This is a genomic window from Pseudomonas sp. BYT-1 (genome assembly GCF_023611805.1).
Lineage (GTDB): Bacteria > Pseudomonadota > Gammaproteobacteria > Pseudomonadales > Pseudomonadaceae > Aquipseudomonas > Aquipseudomonas guariconensis.
Window position 1 is genome coordinate 4780001 of record NZ_CP072559.1, and the last position, 26569, is coordinate 4806569.

Annotated in this window: 23 protein-coding genes and 1 pseudogene (1 of these 24 only partly in view); 9 read left to right on the top strand and 15 right to left on the bottom strand. The window is 62.3% G+C overall.

Going from position 1 to position 26569, the window contains the following annotated elements:
* From msrQ to mrcB, 9 genes are all read right to left on the bottom strand, one after another.
* Positions 1 to 342, bottom strand: the 5' portion of a protein-coding gene (gene msrQ / locus J5X93_RS22370) for a protein-methionine-sulfoxide reductase heme-binding subunit MsrQ (RefSeq protein WP_090346734.1). 267 nt of this gene lie to the left of the window's left edge; the window shows 342 of its 609 coding nt (coding positions 1-342); the start codon lies at positions 340 to 342; its stop codon lies beyond the left edge, outside the window.
* The gene (gene msrP / locus J5X93_RS22375; RefSeq protein ID WP_043215776.1) at positions 342 to 1355 is read right to left on the bottom strand and encodes a protein-methionine-sulfoxide reductase catalytic subunit MsrP; all 1014 of its coding nucleotides are present in this window, start codon (positions 1353 to 1355) and stop codon (positions 342 to 344) included. Before msrP ends, msrQ begins: the two co-directional genes overlap by 1 nt.
* A gap of 77 nt (positions 1356 to 1432) precedes the next feature.
* Positions 1433 to 2284, bottom strand: coding sequence for a CDP-diacylglycerol--serine O-phosphatidyltransferase (gene pssA, locus J5X93_RS22380; protein WP_043215775.1), 852 nt, complete (start codon positions 2282 to 2284; stop codon positions 1433 to 1435).
* 153 nt (positions 2285 to 2437) lie between these two features.
* Positions 2438 to 3454: a ketol-acid reductoisomerase gene (gene ilvC, locus J5X93_RS22385; RefSeq protein WP_043215774.1), complete on the bottom strand. Its 1017-nt coding sequence runs from the start codon at positions 3452 to 3454 to the stop codon at positions 2438 to 2440.
* 58 nt (positions 3455 to 3512) lie between these two features.
* Positions 3513 to 4004 (bottom strand): acetolactate synthase small subunit, encoded by a 492-nt coding sequence (gene ilvN, locus J5X93_RS22390; protein WP_003250040.1) that lies wholly within the window; start codon positions 4002 to 4004, stop codon positions 3513 to 3515.
* A 1-nt stretch (position 4005) separates the two neighbouring features.
* Positions 4006 to 5730: an acetolactate synthase 3 large subunit gene (locus tag J5X93_RS22395; RefSeq protein WP_043215778.1), complete on the bottom strand. Its 1725-nt coding sequence runs from the start codon at positions 5728 to 5730 to the stop codon at positions 4006 to 4008.
* A 409-nt stretch (positions 5731 to 6139) separates the two neighbouring features.
* On the bottom strand, positions 6140 to 6472 hold the full coding sequence (locus J5X93_RS22400) for a YqcC family protein (protein ID WP_043215773.1): 333 nt from the start codon (positions 6470 to 6472) through the stop codon (positions 6140 to 6142).
* Positions 6469 to 7245 (bottom strand): tetratricopeptide repeat protein, encoded by a 777-nt coding sequence (locus J5X93_RS22405; RefSeq protein WP_043215772.1) that lies wholly within the window; start codon positions 7243 to 7245, stop codon positions 6469 to 6471. Before J5X93_RS22405 ends, J5X93_RS22400 begins: the two co-directional genes overlap by 4 nt.
* Before the next feature lie 25 nt (positions 7246 to 7270).
* Positions 7271 to 9592, bottom strand: coding sequence for a penicillin-binding protein 1B (gene mrcB / locus J5X93_RS22410; protein ID WP_090346742.1), 2322 nt, complete (start codon positions 9590 to 9592; stop codon positions 7271 to 7273).
* 153 nt (positions 9593 to 9745) lie between these two features.
* Between mrcB and J5X93_RS22415 the strand changes: the two genes are divergently transcribed.
* Both J5X93_RS22415 and J5X93_RS22420 read left to right on the top strand, forming a co-directional pair.
* Entirely contained in the window at positions 9746 to 11308 is a 1563-nt protein-coding gene (locus J5X93_RS22415; RefSeq protein WP_250033994.1) for a bifunctional aminoglycoside phosphotransferase/ATP-binding protein, read from the top strand.
* Positions 11309 to 11521: 213 nt separating this feature from the next.
* The gene (locus tag J5X93_RS22420; RefSeq protein ID WP_043210034.1) at positions 11522 to 11800 is read left to right on the top strand and encodes a TfoX/Sxy family protein; all 279 of its coding nucleotides are present in this window, start codon (positions 11522 to 11524) and stop codon (positions 11798 to 11800) included.
* Between the two features lie 185 nt (positions 11801 to 11985).
* On the opposite strand, the gene J5X93_RS22425 is transcribed toward J5X93_RS22420, so the two are convergent.
* From J5X93_RS22425 to J5X93_RS22440, 4 genes and pseudogenes are all read right to left on the bottom strand, one after another.
* Complete coding sequence (locus tag J5X93_RS22425) at positions 11986 to 12873, bottom strand: ChaN family lipoprotein (protein WP_043210035.1); 888 nt, start codon at positions 12871 to 12873, stop codon at positions 11986 to 11988.
* A 12-nt stretch (positions 12874 to 12885) separates the two neighbouring features.
* Positions 12886 to 13599 (bottom strand): annotated as a pseudogene (locus tag J5X93_RS22430) (heme ABC transporter ATP-binding protein); the annotation flags it as partial.
* A gap of 53 nt (positions 13600 to 13652) precedes the next feature.
* The gene (locus tag J5X93_RS22435) at positions 13653 to 14636 is read right to left on the bottom strand and encodes a FecCD family ABC transporter permease (protein ID WP_180962725.1); all 984 of its coding nucleotides are present in this window, start codon (positions 14634 to 14636) and stop codon (positions 13653 to 13655) included.
* A gap of 50 nt (positions 14637 to 14686) precedes the next feature.
* Positions 14687 to 15562 carry a heme/hemin ABC transporter substrate-binding protein gene (locus J5X93_RS22440; protein WP_043210041.1) on the bottom strand — a complete coding sequence of 292 codons (876 nt, stop codon included), beginning with the start codon at positions 15560 to 15562 and terminating at the stop codon, positions 14687 to 14689.
* 152 nt (positions 15563 to 15714) lie between these two features.
* Here J5X93_RS22440 and J5X93_RS22445 point away from each other — a divergent pair, with 152 nt between their 5' ends.
* Complete coding sequence (locus J5X93_RS22445) at positions 15715 to 16032, top strand: Rieske (2Fe-2S) protein (protein WP_070576466.1); 318 nt, start codon at positions 15715 to 15717, stop codon at positions 16030 to 16032.
* On the opposite strand, the gene sfsA is transcribed toward J5X93_RS22445, so the two are convergent.
* Together sfsA and J5X93_RS22455 are read right to left on the bottom strand one after the other, a co-directional pair.
* On the bottom strand, positions 16022 to 16735 hold the full coding sequence (gene sfsA, locus J5X93_RS22450) for a DNA/RNA nuclease SfsA (RefSeq protein WP_250033995.1): 714 nt from the start codon (positions 16733 to 16735) through the stop codon (positions 16022 to 16024). The two genes, J5X93_RS22445 and sfsA, sit on opposite strands and share 11 nt — an antisense overlap.
* A complete protein-coding gene (locus tag J5X93_RS22455) occupies positions 16735 to 17907 on the bottom strand; it encodes a pyridoxal phosphate-dependent aminotransferase (RefSeq protein ID WP_043210048.1) in 1173 nt (390 codons plus the stop codon). Before J5X93_RS22455 ends, sfsA begins: the two co-directional genes overlap by 1 nt.
* A gap of 211 nt (positions 17908 to 18118) precedes the next feature.
* Between J5X93_RS22455 and dksA the strand changes: the two genes are divergently transcribed.
* The 6 genes from dksA (at position 18119) to J5X93_RS22485 (ending at position 26567) form a co-directional block, all read left to right on the top strand.
* A complete protein-coding gene (gene dksA / locus J5X93_RS22460) occupies positions 18119 to 18565 on the top strand; it encodes an RNA polymerase-binding protein DksA (RefSeq protein ID WP_043210050.1) in 447 nt (148 codons plus the stop codon).
* A gap of 63 nt (positions 18566 to 18628) precedes the next feature.
* Positions 18629 to 19516 carry a tRNA glutamyl-Q(34) synthetase GluQRS gene (gene gluQRS / locus J5X93_RS22465; RefSeq protein WP_250033996.1) on the top strand — a complete coding sequence of 296 codons (888 nt, stop codon included), beginning with the start codon at positions 18629 to 18631 and terminating at the stop codon, positions 19514 to 19516.
* 154 nt (positions 19517 to 19670) lie between these two features.
* Positions 19671 to 19847, top strand: coding sequence for a hypothetical protein (locus tag J5X93_RS22470; protein WP_003250005.1), 177 nt, complete (start codon positions 19671 to 19673; stop codon positions 19845 to 19847).
* Positions 19831 to 22806 (top strand): sensor histidine kinase, encoded by a 2976-nt coding sequence (locus J5X93_RS22475; RefSeq protein ID WP_168166402.1) that lies wholly within the window; start codon positions 19831 to 19833, stop codon positions 22804 to 22806. The genes J5X93_RS22470 and J5X93_RS22475 overlap by 17 nt, the downstream gene beginning before the upstream one ends.
* Positions 22807 to 22810: 4 nt before the next feature.
* Positions 22811 to 24265, top strand: a complete 1455-nt coding sequence (locus tag J5X93_RS22480) for a sigma-54-dependent transcriptional regulator (protein WP_043210058.1) — start codon at positions 22811 to 22813, stop codon at positions 24263 to 24265.
* 913 nt (positions 24266 to 25178) lie between these two features.
* Complete coding sequence (locus tag J5X93_RS22485; protein WP_043210060.1) at positions 25179 to 26567, top strand: polynucleotide adenylyltransferase PcnB; 1389 nt, start codon at positions 25179 to 25181, stop codon at positions 26565 to 26567.
* Positions 26568 to 26569: the final 2 nt, after the last annotated feature.

The window sequence follows — 26569 nt, forward strand, 5'->3', positions numbered from 1 at the left end:
CACAATGATGTAAGGGCGCTTGCGCAGCTCGACACCCAATTGCCCCCAGTCCAGCCCGAGGATGAACACAATATAGGAAGCCATGTGCAGGACGACGTAAGCAAAGCACCACAACCCCAGTTGCCGCCGCACGACTATCCAAGCGGGCCACCCTGTGAGTCTCTGCAACGGCGTCATGCTCAAGGTGACCAGCAAGAAGGTCAACGCGCCAAGACCCAGGCGATCTACCAAGATTTTGCCAGGGTCTGGTCCCAGCAGATTCATCGCCGCTTCATATAGCCACCAACCGGGAAACGCACACCCCACCAGGAAAATGGCCAGTCGAAACCAGGGATAACGCATCAGTAGTTCTTCCGCAGATCGAGCCCCGCATACAGCGACGCCACTTCATCGGCGTAGCCATTGAACATCAGGGTATCGCGCACATTGGGACTGAACAGCCCACTGGGCAAACGCCTTTCCCTGGCCTGGCTCCAGCGCGGGTGGTCGACCATCGGATTGACGTTGGCATAGAAGCCATATTCCGTAGGCGCAAGACTCTCCCAGGTGGTGCTTGGCCGCTCTGCCACCAGGCTCATGCGCACGATGGACTTGATACTCTTGAACCCGTACTTCCATGGCACTACCAAGCGCAACGGCGCGCCGTTCTGATTGGCCAACTCCCGGCCATACATGCCTACCGCCAGAATCGCCAAGGGATGCATCGCCTCGTCCAGGCGCAGCCCCTCTACATAGGGCCAATCGATCAAGGCAAAGCCTGAGCGCTGCCCAGGCATGCTCTGTGGATCCTGCAGCGTCTCGAAGCGTACGTAGCGCGCCTTGGAGTTCGGCTCGACCTGCTTGAGCACCTGTGCCAATGGAAAGCCCAGCCAGGGAATGACCATCGACCAGGCCTCGACACAACGCAACCGATAGATGCGCTCTTCGAGCTGGTAGGGTTTGACGAAGTCTTCCAAGGCATAGCGACCGGGCTTGGCCACTTCACCATCGACCACCAGAGTCCAGGGCTCGGTCTTAAGCGCACCGGCATTGGCCGCTGGGTCCCCCTTGTCGGGGCCGAACTCATAGAAGTTGTTGTAGTGGGTGGCGTCCTTGAACGGCGTGATCGCTTCGTCCTTGACCGTCACAGCCTGCCAGCGCGCGGCTGCCAGCTTGTCTGTGAACCAGGCAGGCGCGGCACCAGGCGCGACGTCGGCATAGCGCGACGCCTCGACAGCCGAACCAGCACGCGGCAACGCGCCAAGGGCCAGCCCTGCCAGGGAAGCCCCAAGCATTGAACGCCTGGAAAGATAGAGTCTTTCAGGGGTGATCTCCGACGCTTTGCAATCGGACGATCTGGGAGACTTGATAAGCATGACGGCTCCACAGCACAGGCAACGGATGTACCTGTAAGACTATGGAGCCGGAGGGTTATTCCAACATTAACGCTTTGTCAGCTTTTGCGGCGACGACCACGCAGCAGATACTGCACAGGGCCGGAAATCGCATAGCCGAGGAAGATCAGCAGCAGGATTCGGGGCGGGTCGCTGAACACCACCGCGAACACCAGCACCACAGCCAGAATGGCCACGAAGGGCACACGCCCCTTGAGGTCCAGCTCCTTGAAGCTGTTGTACTTGATGTTGCTGACCATCAGCATGCCGGCAGCGGCCACCAACAAGGCGACCAGGAACGACAGCTTGGAGCCCTGGATGCCATAGTCACTGAAGGCCCATACGGTGCCAGCGACCACACCGGCGGCAGCCGGGCTGGCCAGGCCGATGAAGTAGCGCTTGTCAGCCGTGCCGACTTGGGTATTGAAGCGCGCCAGACGCAATGCCGCACCAGCGACATAGATGAAGGCGACCATCCAGCCGACCTTGCCCATGTCGCCCAGCGCCCAGACGAACGCCAGCAAGGCAGGCGCAACGCCGAAGGCCGCCATGTCCGACAGCGAGTCGTACTCGGCACCGAAGGCGCTCTGGGTGTTGGTCATGCGCGCAACACGACCATCGAGGCTATCGAGGACCATGGCCACGAAGATGGCGATCGCGGCGAACGCGAAGTACTTGCTCGCTTCACGCGGGTCGCCGGCACTGAGGTAACCGTGCGCGCTGATGGAGCTGACGATGGAATAGAAACCGGCAAACAGGTTGGCGGTCGTGAACAGGTTGGGTAGCAGGTAAATGCCACGGTGACGGACCTTGCGCCCTTCGGCGTCATGCCCTTCTTCAATATGCTCATCGACAGGTAGCAGGCTTTCGGCGTCGGAGGGCTTATTCGGCTCTTCGGGACGTTCGCTCATGAAAAGTACCTTGCAACTGGGGTGGAAAATATTCGACACGGGCCTGCGAAACAGGTTCTGACGGCAAGCCACTGGTCGCTTTATACCAGAAGCAGGCCGCGTAAACGAAAAAACGCGGCCGAAGCCGCGTTTTTCATGTTACCGACGCAAGACTTAGTTCTTGGTCTTGTCGACGATCTTGTTGGCCGCGATCCAAGGCATCATGGAGCGCAGTTGCTCGCCGATGACTTCGATGCCGTGAGCGGCGTTGTTACGACGCTTGGCGGTCATCGATGGGTAGTTGGTGGCGCCTTCGGAGATGAACATCTTCGCGTACTCGCCGTCCTGGATGCGCTTCAGAGCGTTGCGCATGGCCTTGCGGGATTCTTCGTTGATGACTTCCGGACCGGTGACGTACTCACCGTATTCGGCGTTGTTGGAGATCGAGTAGTTCATGTTGGCGATACCGCCTTCGTACATGAGGTCAACGATCAGCTTCAGCTCGTGCAGGCACTCGAAGTAGGCCATTTCCGGCGCGTAGCCCGCTTCGACCAGGGTTTCGAAACCGGCCTTAACCAGCTCGACGGTACCGCCGCACAGAACGGCCTGCTCACCGAACAAGTCGGTTTCGGTTTCGTCCTTGAAGGTGGTTTCGATGATACCGGTACGGCCGCCGCCGACGCCCGAGGCGTACGACAGAGCAACGTTCTTGGCGTTGCCGGAGGCGTCCTGGTAGACGGCGATCAGGTCAGGGATGCCGCCGCCCTTGACGAACTCGGAGCGAACGGTGTGACCCGGAGCCTTCGGCGCGATCATGATCACGTCCAGGTCGGCACGCGGAACGACTTGGTTGTAGTGGATCGAGAAGCCATGGGAGAAGGCCAGGGTAGCGCCCTTCTTGATGTTCGGCTCGATTTCGTTCTTGTACAGGGCGCCTTGGAACTCGTCCGGGGTCAGGATCATGACCAGGTCGGCAGCGGCGACGGCAGTAGCAACGTCAGCGACTTTCAGGCCGTGGGCTTCTGCCTTGGCAACGGTGGCCGAACCTTTACGCAGACCGACGGTAACGTCCACACCGGAGTCCTTGAGGTTGCACGCCTGGGCGTGCCCCTGGGAGCCGTAACCGATGATGGCGACTTTCTTGCCCTGGATAATGGAAAGGTCGCAGTCTTTGTCGTAATAAACTTTCATGAAATACCCCTGTTATATCTCGGCTCCACGGAGCCATCACTGATTCTTGTATGCGTATTCAGATACTGAGCACTTTGTCGCCACGGGCAATGCCGGTGACGCCGCTGCGCACGGTTTCCAGGATCGACGCGGTGCCAATGGCCTGGATGAAGCTGTCCAGCTTATCGCTGGTACCGCTCAGTTGCACGGTGTACACGCTGGCGGTGACATCGACGATCTGGCCACGGAAGATATCCGTGGTGCGCTTGATCTCGGCGCGCTGGGCGCCGGTGGCCTTGACCTTGACCAGCATCAGCTCGCGCTCAATGTGAGCACTCTCCGACAGATCGACGAGCTTGACCACTTCGACCAGTTTGTTCAGGTTCTTGGTGATCTGTTCGATCACTTCGTCATGACCAACGGTCGTCAGGGTCAGGCGCGACAGAGTCGGGTCCTCGGTCGGCGCCACGGTCAGGCTTTCGATGTTGTAGTTACGCTGGGAGAACAGACCGACCACGCGAGACAAGGCACCGGGTTCGTTTTCCAACAGCAGGGAAATGATGTGCCGCATATCAGGTACGCTCCGTCTTGCTCAGCCACATGTCACGCATCGAGCCGTCCTTGATCTGCATCGGGTAGACGTGCTCGGTCCTGTCGACCGCGATGTCGATGAACACCAGGCGGTCCTTCATCGCGAAAGCCTCTTCCAGTTTTGGCTTGAGGTCCTTCAGGCTGGTGATGCGGATACCCACATGGCCATAGGCCTCAACCAGCTTGACGAAGTCAGGCAGCGACTCCACGTAGGAATGCGAGTGACGGCCGCTGTAGGCCATGTCCTGCCATTGACGAACCATGCCCAACACACCGTTGTTCAGGTTGACGATCTTCACCGGCAGGTCGTACTGCATGCAGGTGGACAGTTCCTGGATGTTCATCTGGATACTGCCTTCACCGGTCACGCAAGCCACGTCCTGGTCAGGGAAGTTGAGCTTGATGCCCATCGCCGCCGGGAAGCCGAAGCCCATGGTGCCCAGGCCGCCGGAGTTGACCCAACGATTTGGCTTGTTGAAACGGTAGTACTGCGCCGCGAACATCTGGTGCTGGCCGACATCGGAGGTGATGAAGGCATCGCCCTTGGTCACTTCGCACAGGGTTTCGATCACGGTCTGCGGCTTGATGACGCTGCCATCGCCCTTGTCGTAAGGGAACAGGCCGCGGTCACCTCGCCACTCGTCGATCTGCTTCCACCAGGCATCGAGTGCCGCCTTGTCAGGCTGCTCGCCGATCTCCTTGAGGATGGTGAGCATCTCGGTGAGCACACTTTCGACCGGGCCAACGATCGGCACGTCGGCCTTGATCATCTTGGAGATCGACGCCGGGTCGATGTCGATGTGAATAATCTTGGCGTTCGGGCAGAACTTGGCCGGGCCATTGACTACGCGGTCGTCGAAACGCGCACCGACAGCGAAGATCACGTCTGCATTGTGCATCGCCATGTTGGCGGTGTAGCTGCCGTGCATGCCCAGCATGCCGATGAACTGACGATCGGTGCCCGGGAAGCCACCCAGCCCCATCAGGGTATTGGTGACCGGCAGGTTCAACGACTTGGCAATCTCGGTAAGGGCTTCGGAGCCGCCGCCAAGAATGACCCCACCGCCGGAATAGACCACCGGACGCTTGGCTGCCAAGAGCATCTCGGCCGCTTTGCGGATCTGGCCGGAATGACCGCGGACAGCCGGGCTGTAGGAGCGCAGCTTGACCTTCTTGGGATAGACGTATTCGAACTTCTCGGCCGGGTTGGTCATATCTTTTGGAATGTCGACCACGACCGGGCCTGGACGGCCGGATTGCGCCAGGTAGAAGGCTTTTTTCAGGACTTCGGGAATTTCCGAGGCATGCTTGACCATGAAGCTGTGCTTCACGATCGGCCGGGAAATACCAATCATGTCGGTTTCCTGGAAGGCATCGGTACCAACCATGGTGCTAGGCACCTGACCGGACAGGATGACCATCGGGATCGAGTCCATATAGGCAGTGGCAATGCCGGTGATGGCATTGGTCGCGCCTGGGCCGGAAGTCACCAGCACCACGCCGGCCTTGCCGGTTGCACGGGCGTAACCGTCCGCCATATGGGTGGCAGCCTGTTCGTGACGAACCAGGATGTGGTTGATCTCCGGTTCCTTGAACAGGGCGTCGTAAACATGAAGGAGAGCACCGCCAGGGTACCCATAGATGTGCTTAACGCCTTCGTCACGCAAGAAGCGGACGACCATCTCAGCGCCAGATAAAAGCTCCACGTTGTTCACCTCTAAAACGCCAGAATACCGCCCTCAAATGGACGGGTCTTAATAGGTTTACTGCCAAGCAGAGCATGAGCGAACGTCAGCACTGACTGAGCAAGTATTGGGAGCGCCCCAGAGTGTTGCGGGGGGTTCCCACCCAGCGCGAGGTAACGCGTTGCGGGGTGTTACAAGTCGGCGCGGGTGTGCGCCTCATGATCTGCTTAGCGGGTCTGCTTCTGGCAGTCCCTCTACAGCGGAATCTGGATTCTTCTGATTCGTCGCGCGCAAGTCAAGAAAAATTATTGCCAATTTTTCCCCAGGATGAATTCCTGCCACCACGAAAAAGGTGGTCAGCAGCAGGAAAATAAAGATTTCCAAAAAAAAGGGCCACAATCTGCGGCCCTTATAGGAAAAAAAGAAGAAATCAGGCGGAAGGACTGATCAATTGGTCAAATGCTGCCAGCAGACGTCTAAGCTCGCGACTCTGCTCTGGGCGATCGACGAACACCGTTTCGGCCATGACCAGAATGCCAGAGGCATTGGGCAACGGGTGACCGTGCTCGATGATGAGCTTCATACGCGGCAGGAAAATCCATTGCAGCCACTGCTCGAAGGTCATTACATCCACCGCGAACGGGACCACGCTGGCCAGCGCTTCGGCGCTGGGCACCTGTTCGCTCCACCAGCCCTGGACCTGCAATTCGCGCTCGATCAACAACAGATGATCGGCAATATCGAGGATGCGTTGCTCCATCACGAGGTAGTCCGCGCCTTCTGCCGCGCCAATGCCGCACCCTGGCTGTCCCCTTGCTTCTCACGGGCCTGGGCGATGGTGTTCCACAGCTCGGCCTGCAGGTCGGGACGCCCATTGGCGTAGGTCAGCGCACGACGTGCCAGTTGCTCAGCCTGCGCCGAGTCGCCCTGGGCCAGGCGCACCTGGGCCAGACGGAACAGTACCTGCGGCTCGCGCGGAGCGATGCGCTGGGCACGCTCCAGGCTCGAGGCGGCACCGTTGAAGTCACCACCGCCCTGTTGCTGCTGAGCGGTGGTCAGCAGCGCCAGCACCGGCCCATCGAGCTGCTCATCGGCCGACAGCCCGCCGGTGGCGTTGCTGCGCGGAATACCGGTCGGAGCGCTGGGCGTGCTGGACGCGCTGTTCATCGAGGCGATGTCGAACGGCTCGTCGGCAATCGGGTTGGGGTTGGTGGCGATCGGGCCGCTGCTCACAGGGCCAGGGGTGATTGGCCCAGTGCTGATTGGCGCAGCCCCCGTACCGGCCGGGAAGGCCTGGATGGGCGCTGCGCCAGCGCCTTGCGGGATCACCACGGTCACACCGGAATCCTCAGGCAGGGACTGCGCCTGGCTGGTGCCTCCGCTGGGCTGGCGGGCAACGTTACGGTTGCTCGCAATTCGCTCACTGTTCGATACCCGGGTGCTCGAGTCCACCACGGGGATATTGCCGCGCGGAACGCTGGAGCACCCCTGGAGCACGGCAATCGCCGTCAAGGCAGGAAACAACCACTTGTTCACTTCACACCCTCTTCAAAGCTAGCGCTCAATTCATCCATCCCTTGACCCAGTCCATAACGGACTCCACTGGGTCTTGCGGGCCACCACAGGCAGCGCCGGCAGGCGGTTCACTTCCACGAATATACGGCATCTGCACCGCCCCCGGACAGCTACCGTCCGACCCCTGGCCGCTGTACGGGTCGATCCAGGCTTGCACCACGTTGTCCGGTTGCGGCATGTCCAGCGGCAGCGGGTCGGCTTTCTTCATGAAGCTGGTCCATACCTGCAAGGCACCCGTGGCACCGGTGAACGGCGTCTTGCCGTTGTCGTCGCGGCCCAGCCAGACCACCGCCAGCAAATCCTGGCTGAAGCCGGAGAACCAGCTGTCGCGCGAATCGTTACTGGTACCGGTCTTACCTGCCAGGGTCAGCGAACGGGGCAGCACGTTGTAGACCGAACGGCCGGTACCCTCGCGCATCACCCGCTGCATGCCGTTCTGCACCAGATAGATGGCACCTGGATCGAAGGTCTGCTGGATCTGGAACGGGTAGCGCTTGAGCGGCTCGCCTTCGGCGGTGAGCACACTGCGGATACCACGCATCGGCGTGTTGAAACCGCCATTGGCGATGGTCTGGTACATGGTCGCCACCTGCATCGGCGACATGCCGCCCGCGCCCAGCAGCATGGACGGGAACGCCGGCCAGTCGACCTTCACGCCCAGCCTGCCAATGGTCTTGATCACGTTGGGCACGCCCACTTCCAGACCGATCTTGGCGGTGGACAGGTTGTAGGAGTTGGCCAGCCCTTGGTACAGGTAGATGGTGCCGTGGGGGCGACGATCGTAGTTTTGCGGACGCCAGACCTGGCCGTCAGCGCCTTTGACCGAGAACGGCTCGTCCTGCACCCAACTGGTCAAGGTGTACTTGCTGGGTTGTTCCAAGGCGGTCAGGTAGACCGCTGGCTTGACCAGCGAGCCGATCGGCCGTACGGCGTCGATGGCGCGGTTGAACCCGGCGAAGCCGGCCTGCCGGCTGCCGATCAGCGCCTGCACCTCACCGGTTTCCGGATTGGTCACCACCATCGCCGACTCGACCTCATCGGCACCCTTGCGCCCGGCCAGGCGCTTGAAGGTCTCGCTCATGGCCGTCTCGGCCTTCATCTGCAGGATCGGATCGAAGCTGGTGAAGATACGCAGGCCTTCTTCGGTCAAGTCTTCGTCGCGATAGTCCTGGCGTAGTTGGCGCTTGACCAGGTCGAGGAAAGCCGGGAAGGAACTGTCGGCCAGGCTGCCGCGCTTGGTCACGCCCAGCGGCATCTTTTTCGCCGCTTCGGCCATCTCCTGGCTGACCACGCCCTGCTCGGCGAGCAGGTCGAGCACCAAATTGCGTCGGGTGAGCGCACGCTCGGGATAACGACGCGGGTTGTAATAGGACGGCCCTTTGACCATCCCCACCAGCAAGGCGATCTGGTGCAGCTTGAGCTCCTGCAGCGGCTGGCTGAAGAAGAACTGGCTGGCCAGGCCGAAGCCGTGCACCGCACGCTGCCCATCCTGGCCGACGAATACCTCGTTGAGGTACGCCTCGAGGATCTCGCGCTTGTCGTAGTGCAGCTCCAGCAGCATGGCCATCATGGCCTCGTTCAGCTTGCGGCTGAGGCTGCGCTCGTTGGTCAGGAAGAAGTTCTTCACTAACTGCTGGGTCAGGGTACTACCGCCCTGGCGCATGGCGCCTGCGGAGGTGTTGACCCACAAGGCACGGGCGATGGATTTGGGCGATACGCCATGGTGGCTGTAGAAGTCGCGGTCTTCAACGGCGACCAGGGTTTCCAGCAGATAAGGCGGAACCTGGTCGATCTTGATCAGGATCCGGTCTTCGAGATTCTTGGGATAGATGCCGCCAATCATCAGCGGTTCGAGTCGCACCACATCCAGCTTGCCACCATTGGCACCGGACAGCCCGGCGACATAATCGCCGGAGAAACGCACGCGCACGAACTGCGCAGGTTCCATGCCCTCGTAGAACTGGAAGCCTCGGGTATTGAGGTCGACCGTGTTGCCGTTGACCGAGGCCGCGCCCGGGCCGTTGGCGGCCGCTTCACGACGATAGCCCAGGGCATCGAGCTCTGTGAGGAAGTCGTTGCGGCTCAACTTCTGGCCGACGAACAGCTCCAGCGGACGGGCGTATACCTTGGCCGGGATGGTCCAACGCTTGCCGGAGAACTTCTCCTGGACGACAGCATCGAGATAAACCGCGAAGCCGGCGAGCACCACCAGGCCGACCAGGCTGAGCTTGAGCGCCCAGCCCAGCCAGGCGCGGGAGCGGCCGGTCGGGCGTTTCTTGGGGGTACGGGAGTTTCGGGTACGAGTCATGGCGGCGGATTATACGCACTTTGATAAAGGCTAGTGGCCTGCGGGACGAAACGGAAAGCTCGCGTTCATCCGCCAGGATTTCCAGCTGTTTGCAGGGACGGCACCATTGACCATAATGGCGCTTTCGAATTCCCTGCCCCAGAAGGATTGCCCGTGAGCCAAGCCCTGATCAGCGCGCTGCAGAACCCCGCCCTCTATGCCCACCCGGTGGACGGGTTCCAACTCATCGAGACGCATATCTCCTGGGTGCTGCTGACCGGCGAGTACGCCTACAAGATCAAGAAGCCGATGAACTTCGGCTTCCTGGATTTCACCGAGCTGGACCAACGCCGTCACTTCTGCAACGAAGAGCTACGCCTGAACCAGCGCCTTACCGAGGGCCTGTACCTTGAAGTGCTGCCGATCACAGGAACGGCCGATGCCCCGCAACTGGGCGGCGCCGGCGCACCGATCGAGTATGCCTTGAAGATGCGCCAGTTCCCCCAAGGCCAGATGCTCACTACCTTGCAGGCCAATGGCGAACTCAATGCCAGCCACATCGACCAGATGGCCCGCCAGATCGCCGAATTCCACCTGCAGGCGCCGAAGGTGTCGGTCGACCATCCGTTAGGCACACCTGACAGTGTCATGGCACCGGTCGAGCAGAACTTCGAGCAGATCCGTCCGTTCCTCAGCGACAAGGCCGACCTGCAACAACTGGACAACCTACAGGCGTGGGCCCGCAGCAGCTTCGAGCGGCTTCACGGGTTGCTCGAGGCGCGCAAGGCCCAGGGGTTCATCCGCGAGTGCCATGGCGACATCCACCTGGGCAACGCCACGCTGATCGACGGCAAGGTGGTGATCTTCGACTGCATTGAATTCAACGAGCCGTTCCGCCTGACCGACGTCTATGCCGACACCGCTTTCCTGGCCATGGACCTCGAAGACCGCGGGCTGAAATGCCTGGCCCGTCGTTTCATCAGCCAATACCTGGAGCTGACCGGCGACTACGAAGGCCTGGAACTGCTCAACTTCTACAAGGCCTACCGCGCCCTGGTGCGCGCCAAGGTCGCACTGTTCAGCATGCCGGCCGATGCCGACGGCGTGCAGCGTGCTACCACCCTGCGCACCTACCGCAACTATGCCAACCTGGCCGAAAGCTACAGTGCCATTCCATCGCGGCTGCTGGCCATCACCCATGGCGTCTCGGCCGTGGGCAAGAGCCACGTGGCCATGCGTCTGGTCGAAGCCCTGGGCGCGATTCGTGTACGTTCGGATGTCGAGCGCAAGCGCCTGTTCGGCGAGCAACAGCAACAAAGCGCTGGCCAACTGCAGGCCGGCATCTATGACCAGGACGCCAGCCGCGCCACGTATCAACGCCTGCATGAGCTGGCGGCGATCATCCTGCGTGCAGGCTTCCCGGTGGTGCTCGATGCCACCTACCTCAAGCTGGCCCAGCGCCAAGCCGCGGCCCAGGTTGCCAACGAAACGGGCGTTCCGTTCCTGATCCTCGATTGCCAGGCGCCCGACGCGGTCATCGCCAGCTGGCTGGCCCAGCGCCAGACCGAGGCTAACGACCCCTCCGATGCCACCCTGGAAGTGGTCAAGGCCCAACAGGCCAGCCGCGAACCGCTGAGCGCCGAAGAACTGCCCCACTGCAAGCGGGTGGACACACAGGAAAGCGCCAGCATGGACCAATTGATCGAGCAGATCCGCCAGCGTCTCCCAGGCATCTGAACGATTCATGAAGGGCTGCTCTTGCAGCCCTTTTTGCATGCCATCGCGACCGGGTAAAGCCACGCTCACAGATGCCAACGCCCGGTTTTCAGGGTGGCCCTCGTCGGGGGTCGATGGCAAAAGGCCGCGTATTTCCCAACCCCCGCTACACTCCTCTGGAACCTGCTCGCGATTTATCCCAAAGACCTCGTTCAGCCATCGCAAGGAGGCCCGATGAACGATGAATTGCAGCATCTGAGAAATCTTGGCAAGACCTCCGCGCAATGGCTTCATGCCGTCGGCATCCACAGTGCATCGGACTTGCGCCGCCTGGGCGCGGTAGGCGCCTACCAGGCTGTGAAGTCGCGGGGGTTCCGGGCATCGAAGGTGTTGTTGTACTCCATCGAGGCGGCACTGCTGGACATGCACTGGAATGATTTGCCGGTCGAGCGTAAACAAGCGCTCGATGAACAGCTGGACGCCAAAAGCCCTGTGCAAAAAAAATCAAAATAGGCGGGATGGGGGGATTGACCTATAAATGAGAATCGTTATGATTATCACAACTGGTCGCGAGACTGGTTGGATAACCTGAAAAGTCCTTGGTTCGGACGCTCAGATTATCTCCTCATCAGGCTAATCACGGTTATTGACCCGGCACTTTGCCGGGTCTTTTTTTGCCTCCGATAAACAAAGTCCGATCAACGACGCAATCGGGCGCAGTAGTCCTGTTCAGGCAAGGCGGCCGTGTACCAGACGTAGTCGGCCATGCCCGGCTCGACTTTTTCGCCCACCTCCACCAGTAACAACACTTTGGATTCGCCCTCTGCGCCCAGATCAGCCAGGTGCAGTGGCACACCCAAGTCCTTGCGCGCATGGTAGCTGCCGGTCAGCAACAGGGCCGGTTGTGGCGCGCCAAGGACGCGTTCGGCGATGCGGCGGTCGCGTTGCTGCTGCACGGCAAGCATTGCCGGCAGCTGGTTTTCCGGCAGCAATCCACAGTGTCCGGCGCGCACCTGGTCTAGCAGCGCAGCCTTGACCGCAGGTGCATTCGAGCGCGGCCCCTGCAACACCGGGGTGTCCCGATAAGCCTGACGCAACTCCTCCGGCGAAAGATTGGCCGCCAGCAGCGCAATCTGCCGATGCAAAGCCTCCTGCACGATCGGCCCATACCATTGCCAGTCCCAGCCGTCCTGCCAGGCCAGGGCTTTGGGCAAATCCTCAGGCATGACCGCCTGCCCTTGCACGGCATCGATCAGCGGTTGCTGCGAGGGCTGCAGCATCTCCAGCAAAAGGCTGCCTTGGGGGCGACGGGCCTCCAAGGCTCGCAACAGCCACAGCTGCAACGCGTGGTGATCGGGATTGTCGTGCTTCTCTCCCACCAGCACCCGAGGCGCCGGGGCCAGGTACGCAACTAGCTGCTCTGGCGTGAGCTGCTCACCCGTGGCCAGGTCACGGATTTGCCCCAGTTGTGCGCTATCGCGTCCTTCGCCGGCTTGCCACGCCGGCAAGTCGGGCAGGCTGGCCTGGCAGCCGGACAACACCAAAGCCAGCAGGATCGATAGGCCGGACAGCACGGGATGGCGCATGGGCAAAGCCTCTTAGCGGGTGATGATCAACGGATGACCGAGCTCCGGGTGCGGCTGCACCAGCACATCGATTCCAAATACCGCCTTGAGCGCGTCAGGCGTCAGCACCTGCTGCGGGGTGCCCAGCGCATGGCAGCGTCCCTGCTCCAGCAACAGGATCTGGTCACAGTAGCGCGCGGCGAGGTTGAGGTCGTGCAGAATCACCATCACCGCCGCGCCCTGGTCGGCAAAGCGCCGCACCGCTTGCAAGGTGGTGTGCTGGTGCAAGGGGTCCAGCATCGAAGTGGGCTCGTCCAGCAGCAGGGTGGCGCCCTCCTCCCCCGGCCACAGCTGCGCCAGCACCCGGGCCAGGTGAACCCGCTGGCGCTCGCCACCGGACAGCGCCAGGTAGCTGCGATCGACCAGGTGCAGGGCATCAGCCGCACCCAAGGCGGCGTGGACGATTTCCTGGTCGCGTTGCTGACCACTTGCGTGAGGCAGCCGGCCAAGCCCGACCACTTCTTCGACACCAAATGCAAACCCAAGGGTGGAAACCTGCGGCAGTACCGCCAGGCAACGAGCGCGTGCTTGGCCTGGCCAGTCCGCCAAGGTGCGACCACGCAAGCGCACCTGCCCCTGATTGGGAGCCAGCTCGCCGCACAGCACGCCCAACAGGCTACTTTTGCCGGCCCCATTGGGGCCCAGTACACCCAGGACCTGCCCAGGACGCACGTGCAAGTCGATCGCCTGCAGCACGTCCTGGGTTCCGCGCCGCAAACGTACCCCTTGGGCTTCCAGCATCAGCTTCGCCCTCGTATCAACAAGAACAAGAAGAACGGCGCGCCGAGGAACGCAGTAACGATGCCAATCGGCAGCTCCGCCGGTGCCAGCGCCAGCCGGGCCACCAAGTCGGCGAACAAGAGCAAGGCGCCCCCTGCGAGCAACGAGGCAGGCAGCAGCACCCGATGGTCGGGGCCTGCCAGCAAGCGCATCAAGTGCGGCACTACCAAGCCGATGAAACCGATCAACCCCGCAGCCGCCACCGCAGCCCCCACGCCCAGGGCAGTACAGAACACCAGCTCACGCTTGAGCGACTCCACATCGATGCCCAAGTGCCGGGCCTCGGACTCGCCCAGCAACAGGGCATTGAGCGCCTGGGCGCGGCGTGGCAGCCACAGCGCAACCGCTGCTGTCACCAGCAGCAAGGGCCACAGGCGCTCGTAGCTGGCACCGTTGAGGCTGCCCAGGTTCCAGAAGGTCAAGGTGCGCAGCGTGGCGTCATCGGCCAGGTAGGTGAACAAGCCGACCGCCGAACCGGCCAATGCAGTCAGGGCGATGCCTGCGAGCAGCATGGTGGCGACGCTGGTTTGCCCGTCGCGCCGGCCCAGGCGATACACCAGCGCGGTCACACCGAGGCCGCCCACGAAGGCACAGCCCGACAACAGGTAAGGCGAGAACCACTCTGGGATCCCGCCCAGCCAGCTACCACCGACAATCGCCACCGCCGCCCCCAGCGCTGCTCCACTGGCCACTCCGACCAGCCCAGGATCTGCCAGAGGGTTGCGGAACAGCCCCTGCATCGTCACGCCGGACAGCGCCAGCACCGCGCCCACCGCCAGCCCCAGGAGGGTACGAGGCAAGCGGATCTGCCCAAGGATCATCTCGGCTTGTTCCAGCCCCTCGGCGTGAACCGGCACACCCAGCAGTCGCAGGCCCGCACGCAGGGTATCGAACAGCGGGAGGCTGACCGGCCCAAGCGCCAGCGACAACCAAACGGCCAACAGGCACGACAGCGTCAGACAGACAAACAGCGCGCGGGACTGAACGCGGCCTCTCATTGGGCCTTGGCCACCGGATAGAAGGCCTCGGCCAGTGCGGTCAAGGTGGCCGGCAAGCGCGGGCCAAGACCACCGACGAGCAAGGTCGGGTCCAGCGCTACCAGGCGCCTCTCTCGGACTGCCCGGGACGTGGCCAGCGCGGGGTTTTCCTTGAGCAACGCCTGCAGCGCCTGCTCGCCCTCGAGGCTGCGATCGGAGAGCACCAGCACATCTGGATCCAGCGCTGCCAGAGCCTCGACCGAGAAGTTCTTGTAACCCGGATGCTCGGCCAGGTTACGGGCACCGGCCTGGCGTAGCAGCCAGTCCCCCGATGTGCCCAGGCCTGCGATCAGGGGCTTGGCACCTGCATGCCCGACCAGCAGCAGAACCCCTGGCGCCTTCTGGCTGGCCTGGGCCTGCTTGACCCTGGCTTGCAGCGCATCGAGTTGCCGGTGGTAACCGGCGGTCAGCTCGGCGGCTTTCTGTTCGGCCCCCAGCAAACTGCCTAGGCGTTGGAGGTTATCGTCCACGGCGTCCAACTCGGCCTTGCTGGAGAACAACTCCACCCGCACCCCGGCCTTGCGCACTTGCGCCAGCACCGGCGGCGGCCCCATCTCCTCGGTGCCGACCAAGACATCCGGGCGCAGGCTGAGAATCCCTTCGGCGGACAATTGCCGTTGATAGCCGATGCTAGGCAGCGATTTGAGCGACTCAGGGTGCTGACTGGTGGTATCGACCCCCACCAGTTGCCGCTCCCCCCCCAGGGCGCTGATCCACTCGCTCAGGGCACCGCCGGCACTGACCCAGCGCTGGGGTAGCTCGGCGGCCAATGCCTGGGTGGCAAGTACAAGACTTGCACACAGGACGATCAGGGCAGCGGGACGACGCATCATCGTTTTCCTTTGCAGAAGGCGGGCCGCGCGCCTTGTAGCGGGCGACGGAACTGCGCACCATAGGCAGCCTGGCGCAGCGACTGCGAGCAATTTGATAATTGTTCGCATTGAGGCGTCAAGCCATCCCTTTGTCACATGAGCTGTCTGCTTCAATGCATTTTCTTTGCGCATCCCTCGATCTCGCCGAAGGCCACAGCCGCGCATTCAGCGTAGCGGGCGAGCAGGTTTTCGGCGTACGGCGTCAGGGCCAGGTTTACCTTTATCGCAACCGCTGCCCCCACAAGGGCATTCCATTGAATTGGGAGGCGGATGCTTTTCTCGATCAGAGCGCCAGCCTGATCCACTGCGCCCATCACGGCGCGTTGTTCCTGATCGAAAGCGGCGAATGCGTGGCCGGCCCCTGCGAGGGCGAACAGTTGCAGGCACTGGCCTGCCTTGAAGACAGCCAGGGCATCTGGCTCAAGGCGTGAGCAGCACCGGCAATGGCCTGTCGATGACGATCTGCTCGGCGTCCAGGCGCGTGCCGTAGGCCAGCACCTCCACGCCATCGGCCACTGCAGTGCGCAGGGCCTGGGCATAAGCCGCGTCGATTTCCTCGGCCGGACGCACCGCCTCGACACCGGTCAGGTTCACGCAATACAACTGCACCGCACGGATTCCCTGGCGCGCCAAGGCTGCGAGCTCGCGCAGGTGCTTGGCGCCGCGCTGGGTCACCGCGTCGGGAAAAGCCGCGACCGGCGTGTCCGGGTAGCCCAGGGTCACACTCTTGACCTCCACATAAGCCGGCCCCTCGGCGAACTCCAGACGAAAGTCCACCCGGCTGCCTTCCTCGCCATACGCCACTTCACGCTTGAGCGCCGTGAACCCGGCCAGTTCGGTGATACGTCCGGCGCGCAGCGCTTCCTCCACCAAGGCATTGGCCCGCCCCGTGTTGACACAGGCCAGGCGCCCCTGGGGCGTCTCGCTGATCTCCCAGGTGCCGGGCAACTTGCGTTTGGGGTCGTTGGAGCGGCTGAACCAAACCTGCCCGCCCTCGTGCATGCAATTGAGCATCGAGCCGGTGTTGGGGCAGTGGATGGTCAGTTGCTCACCGCTGGCCAACTCGATGTCGGCCAGGAACCGTTTGTAGCGGCGCAACAAGCGCGCCTGTTCGAGTGCAGGGAAGAACAACATCAGCCTTGCCAGCTCCTCAGGCCACGTGCGATGCGTTGCACGGCTTCCTCAAGACGCGGCAGGCTCTGGGTGTAGGCGAACCGCACATGATGACCGGCCTGGTGTCGACCGAAGTCCAGGCCCGGCGTGAAGGCCAGGTGCTCGGTTTCCAGGAAGTGCTGGCAGAAAGCGAAGGCATCGCCACCAAAGGCACTGATATCGGCATACAGATAGAAAGCGCCCTGCGGCTCCACGGCGATGCCGAAGCCCAGCTCGCGCAACGCCGGCAGCAGAAAGTCCCGGCGGCGGGCGAACTCGGCACGACGTTCTTCCAGAATGGCCAGGGTCTGAGGTTCGAAGCAGGCCAGCGCGGCATGCTGGGCCATGCTCGGCGCACTGATGTAGAGGTTCTGCGCCAGCTTCTCGAGGTCCTTCACCGCGCTGGGCGGTGCGACCAGCCAGCCGAGGCGCCAACCGGTCATGCCGAAATACTTGGAAAAACTATTCAAGACGAACGCCTGGTCGTCCACCTCCAGCACGCTCGGTGCGTCCATGCCATAGGTGAGGCCATGATAGATTTCGTCCACCACCAGATGCCCGTGGCGCTCGCGGGTAGCCTTGGAGAGGCTGGCCAACTCGTCACGCTCGAGCACTGTACCCGTGGGGTTGGCAGGCGAGGCCACCAAGGCACCGACAGTGTCTTTGTCCCAGTAGCGGTCGACCAGGTCGGCCGTCAGTTGATAATTGACGTCCGGCCCTACCGGTACCAGTTGCGCCCCACCTTCGACCAGACGCAGGAAGTGGCGGTTGCACGGGTAGCCGGGGTCGGCCAGCAGCCAGTGCTTGCCCGGATCGACCAACAGACTGCTGGCCAGCAGCAACGCACCGGATCCGCCCGGGGTGATGAGGATCCGTTCAGGGTCGACGCTCACCCCGTAGCGCTGGTCGTAGAAACCTGCAATCGCCTCGCGCAGGGCGGGCAGGCCGCGGGCCGCGGTGTAGCGGGTGTGGCCCGAGGCCAAGGCCGCCTGGCCAGCCGCCACGATGGGCGTGGCGGTGGTGAAGTCCGGCTCGCCGATCTCCAGGTGGATGACATCATGGCCAGCCGCCTGCAGCTCATTGGCGCGCGCCAGCAACGCCATGACGTGGAAGGGTTCGATAGCGCGACTGCGTGCACTGTAGGGCTGAGCCATGGGCCTTCTCTCAATTGGGTCTAAACTGGTGATTCTACCCCTGCGAGGCATCGAACGTGCGGCTCGCACCGCTGTCAACTCCTAGGATCGGGCGGGGTAGCGCACCCCCGATCTATCTGGTAAGTTCGGCGGCTCGCAGTCGCAGGGCCGGCGGGTGCCGGAGATGGAGCAGCCTGCGCATTGGATCAGATGAGTGAGAGGCGGTCTATTCATGTCCACCGTAGAAAAGCAAAAAGCCGGTCAAACCATGTACGGTGTCGAACCCTATAAGGAAACGCCGGGCGAAGAGTACATGGGTGAACCCATGCGCAAGCATTTCACCAAACTCCTCAGTGCCTGGAAGCAAGAGCTGATGACCAGTGTGGATCGGACTGTAGACCACATGAAGGATGAAGCAGCCAACTTCCCGGACCCTGCCGACCGTGCCAGCCAGGAAGAGGAATTCGCCCTCGAACTGCGCAACCGGGATCGTGAACGCAAGCTGATCAAGAAGATCGACAAGACCCTGCAATCGATCCAGGACGAAGAGTACGGCTGGTGCGAAGCCTGCGGCGTCGAGATCGGCCTGCGTCGCCTGGAAGCGCGCCCAACCGCCGACCTGTGCTTCGACTGCAAGGAACTGGCGGAGAAGAAGGAAAAGCAGGTCGGCAAGGCCTGACCTGATTCCCACCTGAACGGGGCGCTCGATGCGCCCCGTTTCATTTATATAGCCTGCAAACCCATGAACGACTCCAGCTACATCGGGCGCTTCGCCCCCACCCCCAGCGGCTTTCTGCACTTCGGATCGCTCGTCGCGGCGCTCGCTTCCTGGCTCGATGCCCGCGCGGTGGGCGGACGCTGGTTGTTGCGCATGGAGGACACCGACCCGCCTCGGGAAATGCCCGGTGCACGGGATGCCATCCTGCAAACCCTGGAGCGTTACGGCCTGGAGTGGGACGGCGAGGTCGTCCACCAAAGCCAGCGCCACGAAGCCTATGCCGAGGTGGTCGAGCGTCTGATGCGCATGGGCCTGGCCTATGCCTGCACGTGCTCGCGCAAACAACTGGAGGGTTATGGCGGGGTGTATCCGGGGCTGTGCCGAAACGCCGGACATGCCCGCGAATGCGCGGCGATCCGCCTGCGGGTGCCGGAGTTGATCTACCGCTTCACCGATCGCGTCCAGGGGGCTTTCGAGCAACACCTGGGACATGAGGTGGGCGATTTCGTCATCCAGCGCCGGGACGGGCTCTACGCCTACCAACTGGCCGTGGTGCTGGACGATGCCTGGCAAGGCGTCACCGATATCGTGCGGGGCGCCGATCTCCTGGACAACACACCTCGCCAGCTCTACCTGCAGGAATTGCTGGGCTTCTCCCAGCCACGCTACCTGCACATCCCGCTGATCACTCAGCCGGACGGCCACAAGCTGGGTAAATCCTATCGCTCGCCACCACTGGCGGCCGATCAAGCTACGCCCCTGTTGTTGCGCGCCTTGCGGGCCCTGGGCCAGGCCACAGAGCCTGGCATGGAGCGCGCCAGCCCCGCCGAGGTGCTGACGGTCGCACGGCAGCAGTGGCGCCCCGAGGCGATCGCACACAAATTGACGGTGCCGGAGGCTGACCTGCGCTGATCGAGCGTTCGCGCAGGCCCGTTGTAACAAGCGCGGTGCAAAAACCCAATAAATTCAAATTGTTGCCGAGCGAGGATGAATCCCGCTAGCATCGTCCCAGCCATTTGCGCCAATAATAAGTCCAAGCCCGCAGCGCCCAACCTTCGAGGCCAGCATGTACATCTATCGTTTGGTCCTGCTTCTGGTCGTGGGGATCTACCTGTTTTCCCCGGCCATCATGGACTGGTGGATCGAGCCGACCGGTGCCTGGTACCGACCCTACCTGCTCTGGCTGATCCTCATCGTCGTCACCTTCATTTTGCAGAGCCAACGAGATGCCGATGAGCTTTAGCCTGACCCAGATGATCCTGATCAGCGCCGCTTACCTGCTGGTGCTGTTCGGTGTGGCCTGGATCAGCGAGCGTGGGCTGATCCCGCGTTCGATCATCCGCCACCCGCTGACCTACACCCTGTCCCTGGGCGTCTATGCCAGTGCCTGGGCCTTCTATGGCTCGGTGGGCCTGGCCTATCAGTACGGCTATGGCTTCCTGGCCTGTTACCTAGGGGTATCCGGGGCCTTCCTGCTGGCGCCGGTGCTGCTCTATCCCATTCTAAAGATCACCCGCACCTACCAGCTCTCGTCGCTGGCCGACTTGCTGGCGTTTCGCTTTCGCAGCACGTGGGCCGGCGCGCTCACCACCATCTTCATGTTGATCGGTGTGCTGCCCCTGCTGGCCCTGCAGATCCAGGCGGTGGCCGACTCGATCAGCATCCTCACCGGCGAGCCGGTCAAGGCTCGGGTAGCCTTCGCATTCTGCGTGTTGATCATCCTGTTCACGATCTTCTTCGGCTCGCGCCACATCGCCACGCGTGAAAAACACGAAGGCCTGGTGTTCGCCATCGCCTTCGAATCGGTGATCAAGCTGCTGGCCCTGGGCGGTATCGGTCTGTATGCGCTGTATGGCGTATTCGGCGGTCCGCACCAGCTGGAGGTCTGGCTGCTGCAGAACCAGACTGCGCTGGCCGCACTGCACACGCCGCTGCAGGAAGGTCCGTGGCGAACCCTGCTGCTGGTGTTCTTCGCCTCGGCCATCGTCATGCCGCACATGTACCACATGGCCTTCACCGAAAACCTCAACCCGCGCTCGCTGGTCAGCGCCAGCTGGGGCCTGCCGCTGTTCCTGCTGCTGATGAGCCTGGCCGTGCCGCTGGTGCTCTGGGCCGGCCTGCGCCTGGGCGCGAGCACCAATCCAGAGTACTTCACCCTGGGCCTGGGCATCGCCGCCGATAACCCAGCGCTGGCCCTGCTCGCCTATGTCGGTGGCCTCTCTGCCGCCAGCGGGCTGATCATCGTCACAACCCTGGCCCTCTCGGGGATGGCCCTCAACCACTTGGTGCTGCCGCTCTATCAGCCACCGGCCGAGGGCAACATCTACCGCTGGCTGAAGTGGACCCGGCGCGCCCTGATCGTCGCCATCATCGCGGCAGGCTTCGTCTTCTACCTGACCCAGAACAATCACCAGAGCCTGGCCAACCTGGGCATCGTCGCTTTCGTCGCCACCTTGCAGTTCCTGCCGGGCGTGCTTTCGGTGCTGTACTGGCCGACTGCCAACCGCCGCGGCTTCATCGCCGGCCTGATGGCGGGCATCGCGGTGTGGATGGTGACCATGCTGCTGCCGCTGCTGGGCAATCTGCAGGGCTTCTATATCCCGCTGCTGGACATGATCTACGTGCTGGACGACACCAGCTGGCACATGGCAGCCATCGGCTCGTTGGCCGCCAACGTCCTGCTGTTCACCCTGATCTCGCTGTTCACCAATGCCAGCAGCGAAGAAGTCAGCGCTGCCGAGGCCTGCGCCGTGGACAACGTGCGCCGGCCACAACGGCGTGAGCTACATGCCGCCTCGCCCCAGGAGTTCGCCACCCAATTGGCCAAGCCCCTGGGCGCGAAGGCTGCGCAGAAGGAAGTCGAGCAGGCCCTGCGTGACCTCTACCTGCCCTTCGACGAACGCCGCCCCTATGCCTTGCGCCGCCTGCGCGACCGCATCGAGGCCAACCTGTCGGGCCTGATGGGGCCGAGCGTGGCCCAGGACATGGTCGAGACCTTCCTGCCCTACAAATCGGGCAACGAGAACTACGTCACCGAAGACATCCACTTCATCGAAAGCCGCCTGGAAGACTACCACTCGCGCCTGACCGGTCTCGCCGCCGAGCTCGATGCCCTGCGCCGCTACCACCGCCAGACGCTGCAGGAGCTGCCCATGGGCGTGTGCTCTTTGGCCAAGGACCAAGAGATCCTGATGTGGAACAAAGCCATGGAAGAGCTGACCGGTGTGGCTGCCATGCACGTGGTCGGCTCGCGTCTGGTCACTGTCAGCGAGCCTTGGCGCGGGCTGTTGCAGAACTTCATCAACATCCCCGACGAACACCTGCACAAGCAGCGCCTGGCCCTGGACGGACAGACCCGCTGGCTCAACCTGCACAAGGCGGCCATCGCCGAGCCCTTGGCACCGGGCAACAGCGGCCTGGTGCTGCTGGTCGAGGACCTGACCGAAACCCAGGCCCTGGAAGACAAACTGGTGCACTCAGAGCGCCTGGCGAGCATCGGTCGCCTGGCTGCGGGCGTGGCCCATGAGATCGGCAACCCTATCACCGGCATCGCCTGCCTTGCGCAGAACCTGCGCGAAGAGCGTGAAGGCGATGGCGAGATCATCGAACTCTCCAGCCAGATCATCGAACAGACCAAACGCGTTTCGCGCATCGTCCAGTCGCTGATGAGCTTCGCCCATGCAGGTGGCAGCCACCAGAACAGCGAGGAGCCGGTGTGCCTGGCCGAAGTCGCGCAAGATGCCATTGGTCTGCTGGCGTTGAACCGGCGCAATTTCGAAGTACAGTTCTTCAACCTCTGCGACCCGGATCACTGGGCCGAGGGTGATCCCCAGCGCCTGGCCCAGGTGCTGATCAACCTGCTTTCCAACGCCCGCGACGCATCCCCGCCCGGCAGCGCCGTGCGTGTGCGCAGCGCTGTGTGTGAGCACACTGTCGACCTGATCGTCGAGGACGAAGGCAGCGGAATCCCGAAAAACATCATGGACCGGCTGTTCGAGCCCTTCTTCACCACCAAGGACCCTGGCGAAGGCACTGGACTGGGGCTTGCTCTGGTCTATTCCATCGTGGAAGAGCATTATGGGCAAATCACCATCGACAGCCCGGCCGATATCGAACGCCAACGTGGTACCCGGATCCGCGTGACCCTGCCAAGGCATGTCGTAGCGACGTCCCCTGAAATTCGAGACCGTCGAGAGAATTGAATCAATGCCGCACATTCTGATCGTCGAAGACGAAACCATCATCCGCTCGGCCTTGCGTCGACTGCTCGAGCGGAACCAGTACCAAGTCAGCGAAGCCGGCTCGGTGCAGGAAGCCCAGGAACGCTTCAGCATTGCCACCTTCGACCTGATCGTCAGCGACCTGCGCCTGCCCGGCGCCCCGGGCACCGAGTTGATCAAGCTCGGCCAGGGCACACCGGTGCTGATCATGACCAGCTATGCCAGCCTGCGCTCGGCGGTCGATTCGATGAAAATGGGCGCGGTGGACTACATCGCCAAGCCCTTCGATCACGACGAGATGCTCCAGGCCGTGGCGCGCATCCTGCGCGACCGGCAGAACGCCCCGGCACCTGCCGCCGTCAGCGCCGCCGAGCCGCGCGCCAACGGCAAGGCAGTCGCCGCCGACAAGGCCAGCCCGGCCTCGGCCAACGGCGAGATCGGCATCATTGGCTCGTGCCCACCGATGCAGGACATGTTCGGCAAGATCCGCAAGGTCGCGCCTACCGACTCCAATGTCCTGATCCAGGGTGAATCCGGCACCGGCAAGGAGCTGGTCGCCCGCGCCCTGCACAACCTTTCGCGTCGCGCCAAAGCCCCGATGATCTCGGTCAACTGCGCGGCCATCCCGGAAACCCTGATCGAGTCCGAACTGTTCGGCCACGAGAAAGGCGCGTTCACAGGTGCCAGCGCAGGCCGTGCCGGCCTTGTCGAAGCGGCCGACGGCGGTACGCTGTTCCTCGATGAAATCGGCGAGCTGCCACTCGAAGCCCAGGCCCGCCTGCTGCGTGTGCTACAGGAAGGCGAGATCCGTCGGGTCGGCTCGGTGCAATCGCAGAAGGTCGATGTCCGTCTGATAGCCGCGACCCATCGCGACCTGAAGAACCTGGCCAAGGCAGGGCAGTTCCGCGAAGACCTTTATTACCGCCTGCACGTGATTGCCCTGAAGCTTCCGGCCCTGCGTGAGCGCGGCAGCGACGTCAACGAAATCGCCGATGCCTTCCTGGCCCGCCAGAGCGCTCGCATCGGCCGAGACGATCTGCACTTCTCCGCCGAGGCCGAGCAAGCGATCCGTCATTACAGTTGGCCAGGCAACGTACGCGAGCTGGAAAACGCCGTGGAGCGCGCGGTGATTCTCAGCGAGAGCGCGGAAATCTCCGCTGATCTGCTGGGCATCGACATCGAGTTGAGCGGCCTGGAGGACGAAGGGCCGTTCGACACCGCTCCGGCCGTGGCCGGCGCCGGTACCAACAACGCCAGCCATGAACCAACCGAGGACTTGTCCCTGGAAGACTACTTCCAGCATTTCGTCCTCGAGCATCAGGATCACATGACCGAGACCGAGCTGGCCCGCAAGCTGGGCGTCAGCCGCAAATGCCTGTGGGAACGACGTCAACGCCTGGGTATTCCACGGCGCAAGAGCAATGCCACTAGCGACAATTGATCCGCCCCTCCCCGCTACAGAGGCAGGAGGGTTTTCTCCTGCCTGCGCCTTCCTCCCCAAAACACCACGCAGCTCGTGAGAAACCCACTGTCTTGTGGTGCTCACTCGCGCCTATTCGTGGACGAACCCGCTCCTACAGGTACAGCGTGTCGATGAATGCGCCACGAAACCTGCGGGAGCGGGTGCCGCCACGAAGAAACCTACTCGCCGCACTGACACCGGCGTTGCCGGTGTTCCTCGGTAACAGCGCAGTTGCCCAAGGAATCTGTTACCCCACCCGCCCAGGCGTAACATCAGCCGAGGCGTACGGTAACGAAATTTCGACATTTTCTGCATGACACCGAAAGCACAGAACCCGCAAAGCCTTGATTTTGCTGGGTTTAGCAAAGTTGGCACGGCACCTGCTATATGTCTGGTACAAGAACAATAACAAGCACTGCAATCCAGAATAAGAACAAGACGAAACGGCTCACGCACAATAAAAACAAGACGGCGGAGGCGCAGCTAACTGATTCTTTTGGAGAGGAGTTGTGTTTGGGGCTTGCCCCACAGCCAGGCAGAGAACAACAAAAACTGCACTAAAAAGCAGCGCCTGAACTGGTTGGATCGAACGATCAGCATAACATCAGCGACCAAAGCAATCCGTTTGCTCTTCACCCCCGGGTTGGGGGTCGTCCACAAGCTTTGAGATTTGTGGGCAGGGCATCAACAAAAACAAGAAGCCCGGCAGAAAAACAATAAGAGCACGCAACGACTTTCCTGGGGAGCTTCGGCTCCCCATGTCGTTTCTCCCCCTCCAGCATCACCTCCGAAGCAGCGCCTACACCATTCCCCGAGTAAATGCTAGAATCCCCGCCCATCATGCGGCCATTCTCCTATTCTTGGCCGAACATTCCTTCAAACAGTGCATCCCATGCTGAAGAAGCTGTTCCAGTCGTTCCGTCCTCCTATCCGTGGTCAGCACCACAGGCGCACCACGCCTGAAGTGATCAACAAGAGCCAGCACTCGCTGCAACGCAGCCAGTTCAGCCGCCACGCGGTGAGTATCGTCGAGCGCCTGCAAAGCGCCGGTTACCAGGCCTATCTGGTCGGCGGCTGCGTCCGCGACCTGCTCCTGGGTATCAATCCCAAGGATTTCGACGTCGCCACCAGTGCCACTCCTGAGCAAGTCCGCGCAGAGTTTCGCAACGCTCGAATCATTGGCCGCCGCTTCAAGCTGGTCCACGTGCATTTTGGCCGTGAGATCATCGAAGTCGCCACTTTCCGTGCCCATCACTCCGAAGAAGATCAAGGCGATAGCCACCGCTCGTCGCACAATGCCAGCGGGCGCATTCTGCGCGACAACGTTTATGGCACCTTGGAAGACGACGCCCAGCGTCGTGACTTCACCATCAACGCGCTGTACTACGACCCGGTCAGCGAACGGATCCTCGACTATGCCAACGGCGTGCACGATATCCGCAACCGCCTGCTGCGCCTGATCGGTGATCCTACCCAACGCTACCAGGAAGACCCGGTGCGCATGCTGCGAGCCGTGCGCTTTGCCGCCAAGCTCGATTTCGGCATCGAAAAGCACACGGTTCAGCCAATCCGCGACCTGGCTCCGCTGCTGCGAGAGATCCCGCCAGCGCGCCTGTTCGAAGAAAGCCTCAAGCTGTTCCTTTCCGGCCAAGGCGCAATCACCTTCGAGATGCTGGTGGACCTGCACCTATTCGACCCACTGTTCCCGGCCAGCGCCCATGCGCTGGAAGAACGCCCGACCTACACCCACACCCTGATCAGCCAGGCGCTGTCCAACACCGACCTGCGGGTCAAGCAAGGCAAGCCGGTCACCCCGGCCTTCCTGTTCGCTGCCCTGCTCTGGCCGGCGCTGCCGGGCCGCGCGCTGTACCTGCAAAGCCAGGGTGTGCCGCCGATTCCGGCCATGAACAACGCCGCCCACGACCTGATCGCCGAACAGTGCGCACGCATCGCGATACCTAAGCGTTTCACCCTGCCGATCCGCGAGATCTGGGACATGCAGGAGCGTCTGCCACGCCGCAGTGGCAAGCGCGCCGACATGATGCTCGACAACCCACGCTTCCGCGCCGGCTACGACTTCCTGTTACTGCGCGAAAGCGCCGGCGAGGAAACCGACGATCTGGGCCAATGGTGGACAGACTATCAGGACGCCAACGACAGCGAACGTCGCGACATGATCCGTGACCTGGGCAGCCGCGACGACGGTGCCGGTGCCGCGCCCCGCAAACGCAAGCGCAGTGGCAGCAAGCGCAAGCGCAGCGGCGACGAAAACTGGGATTGAAC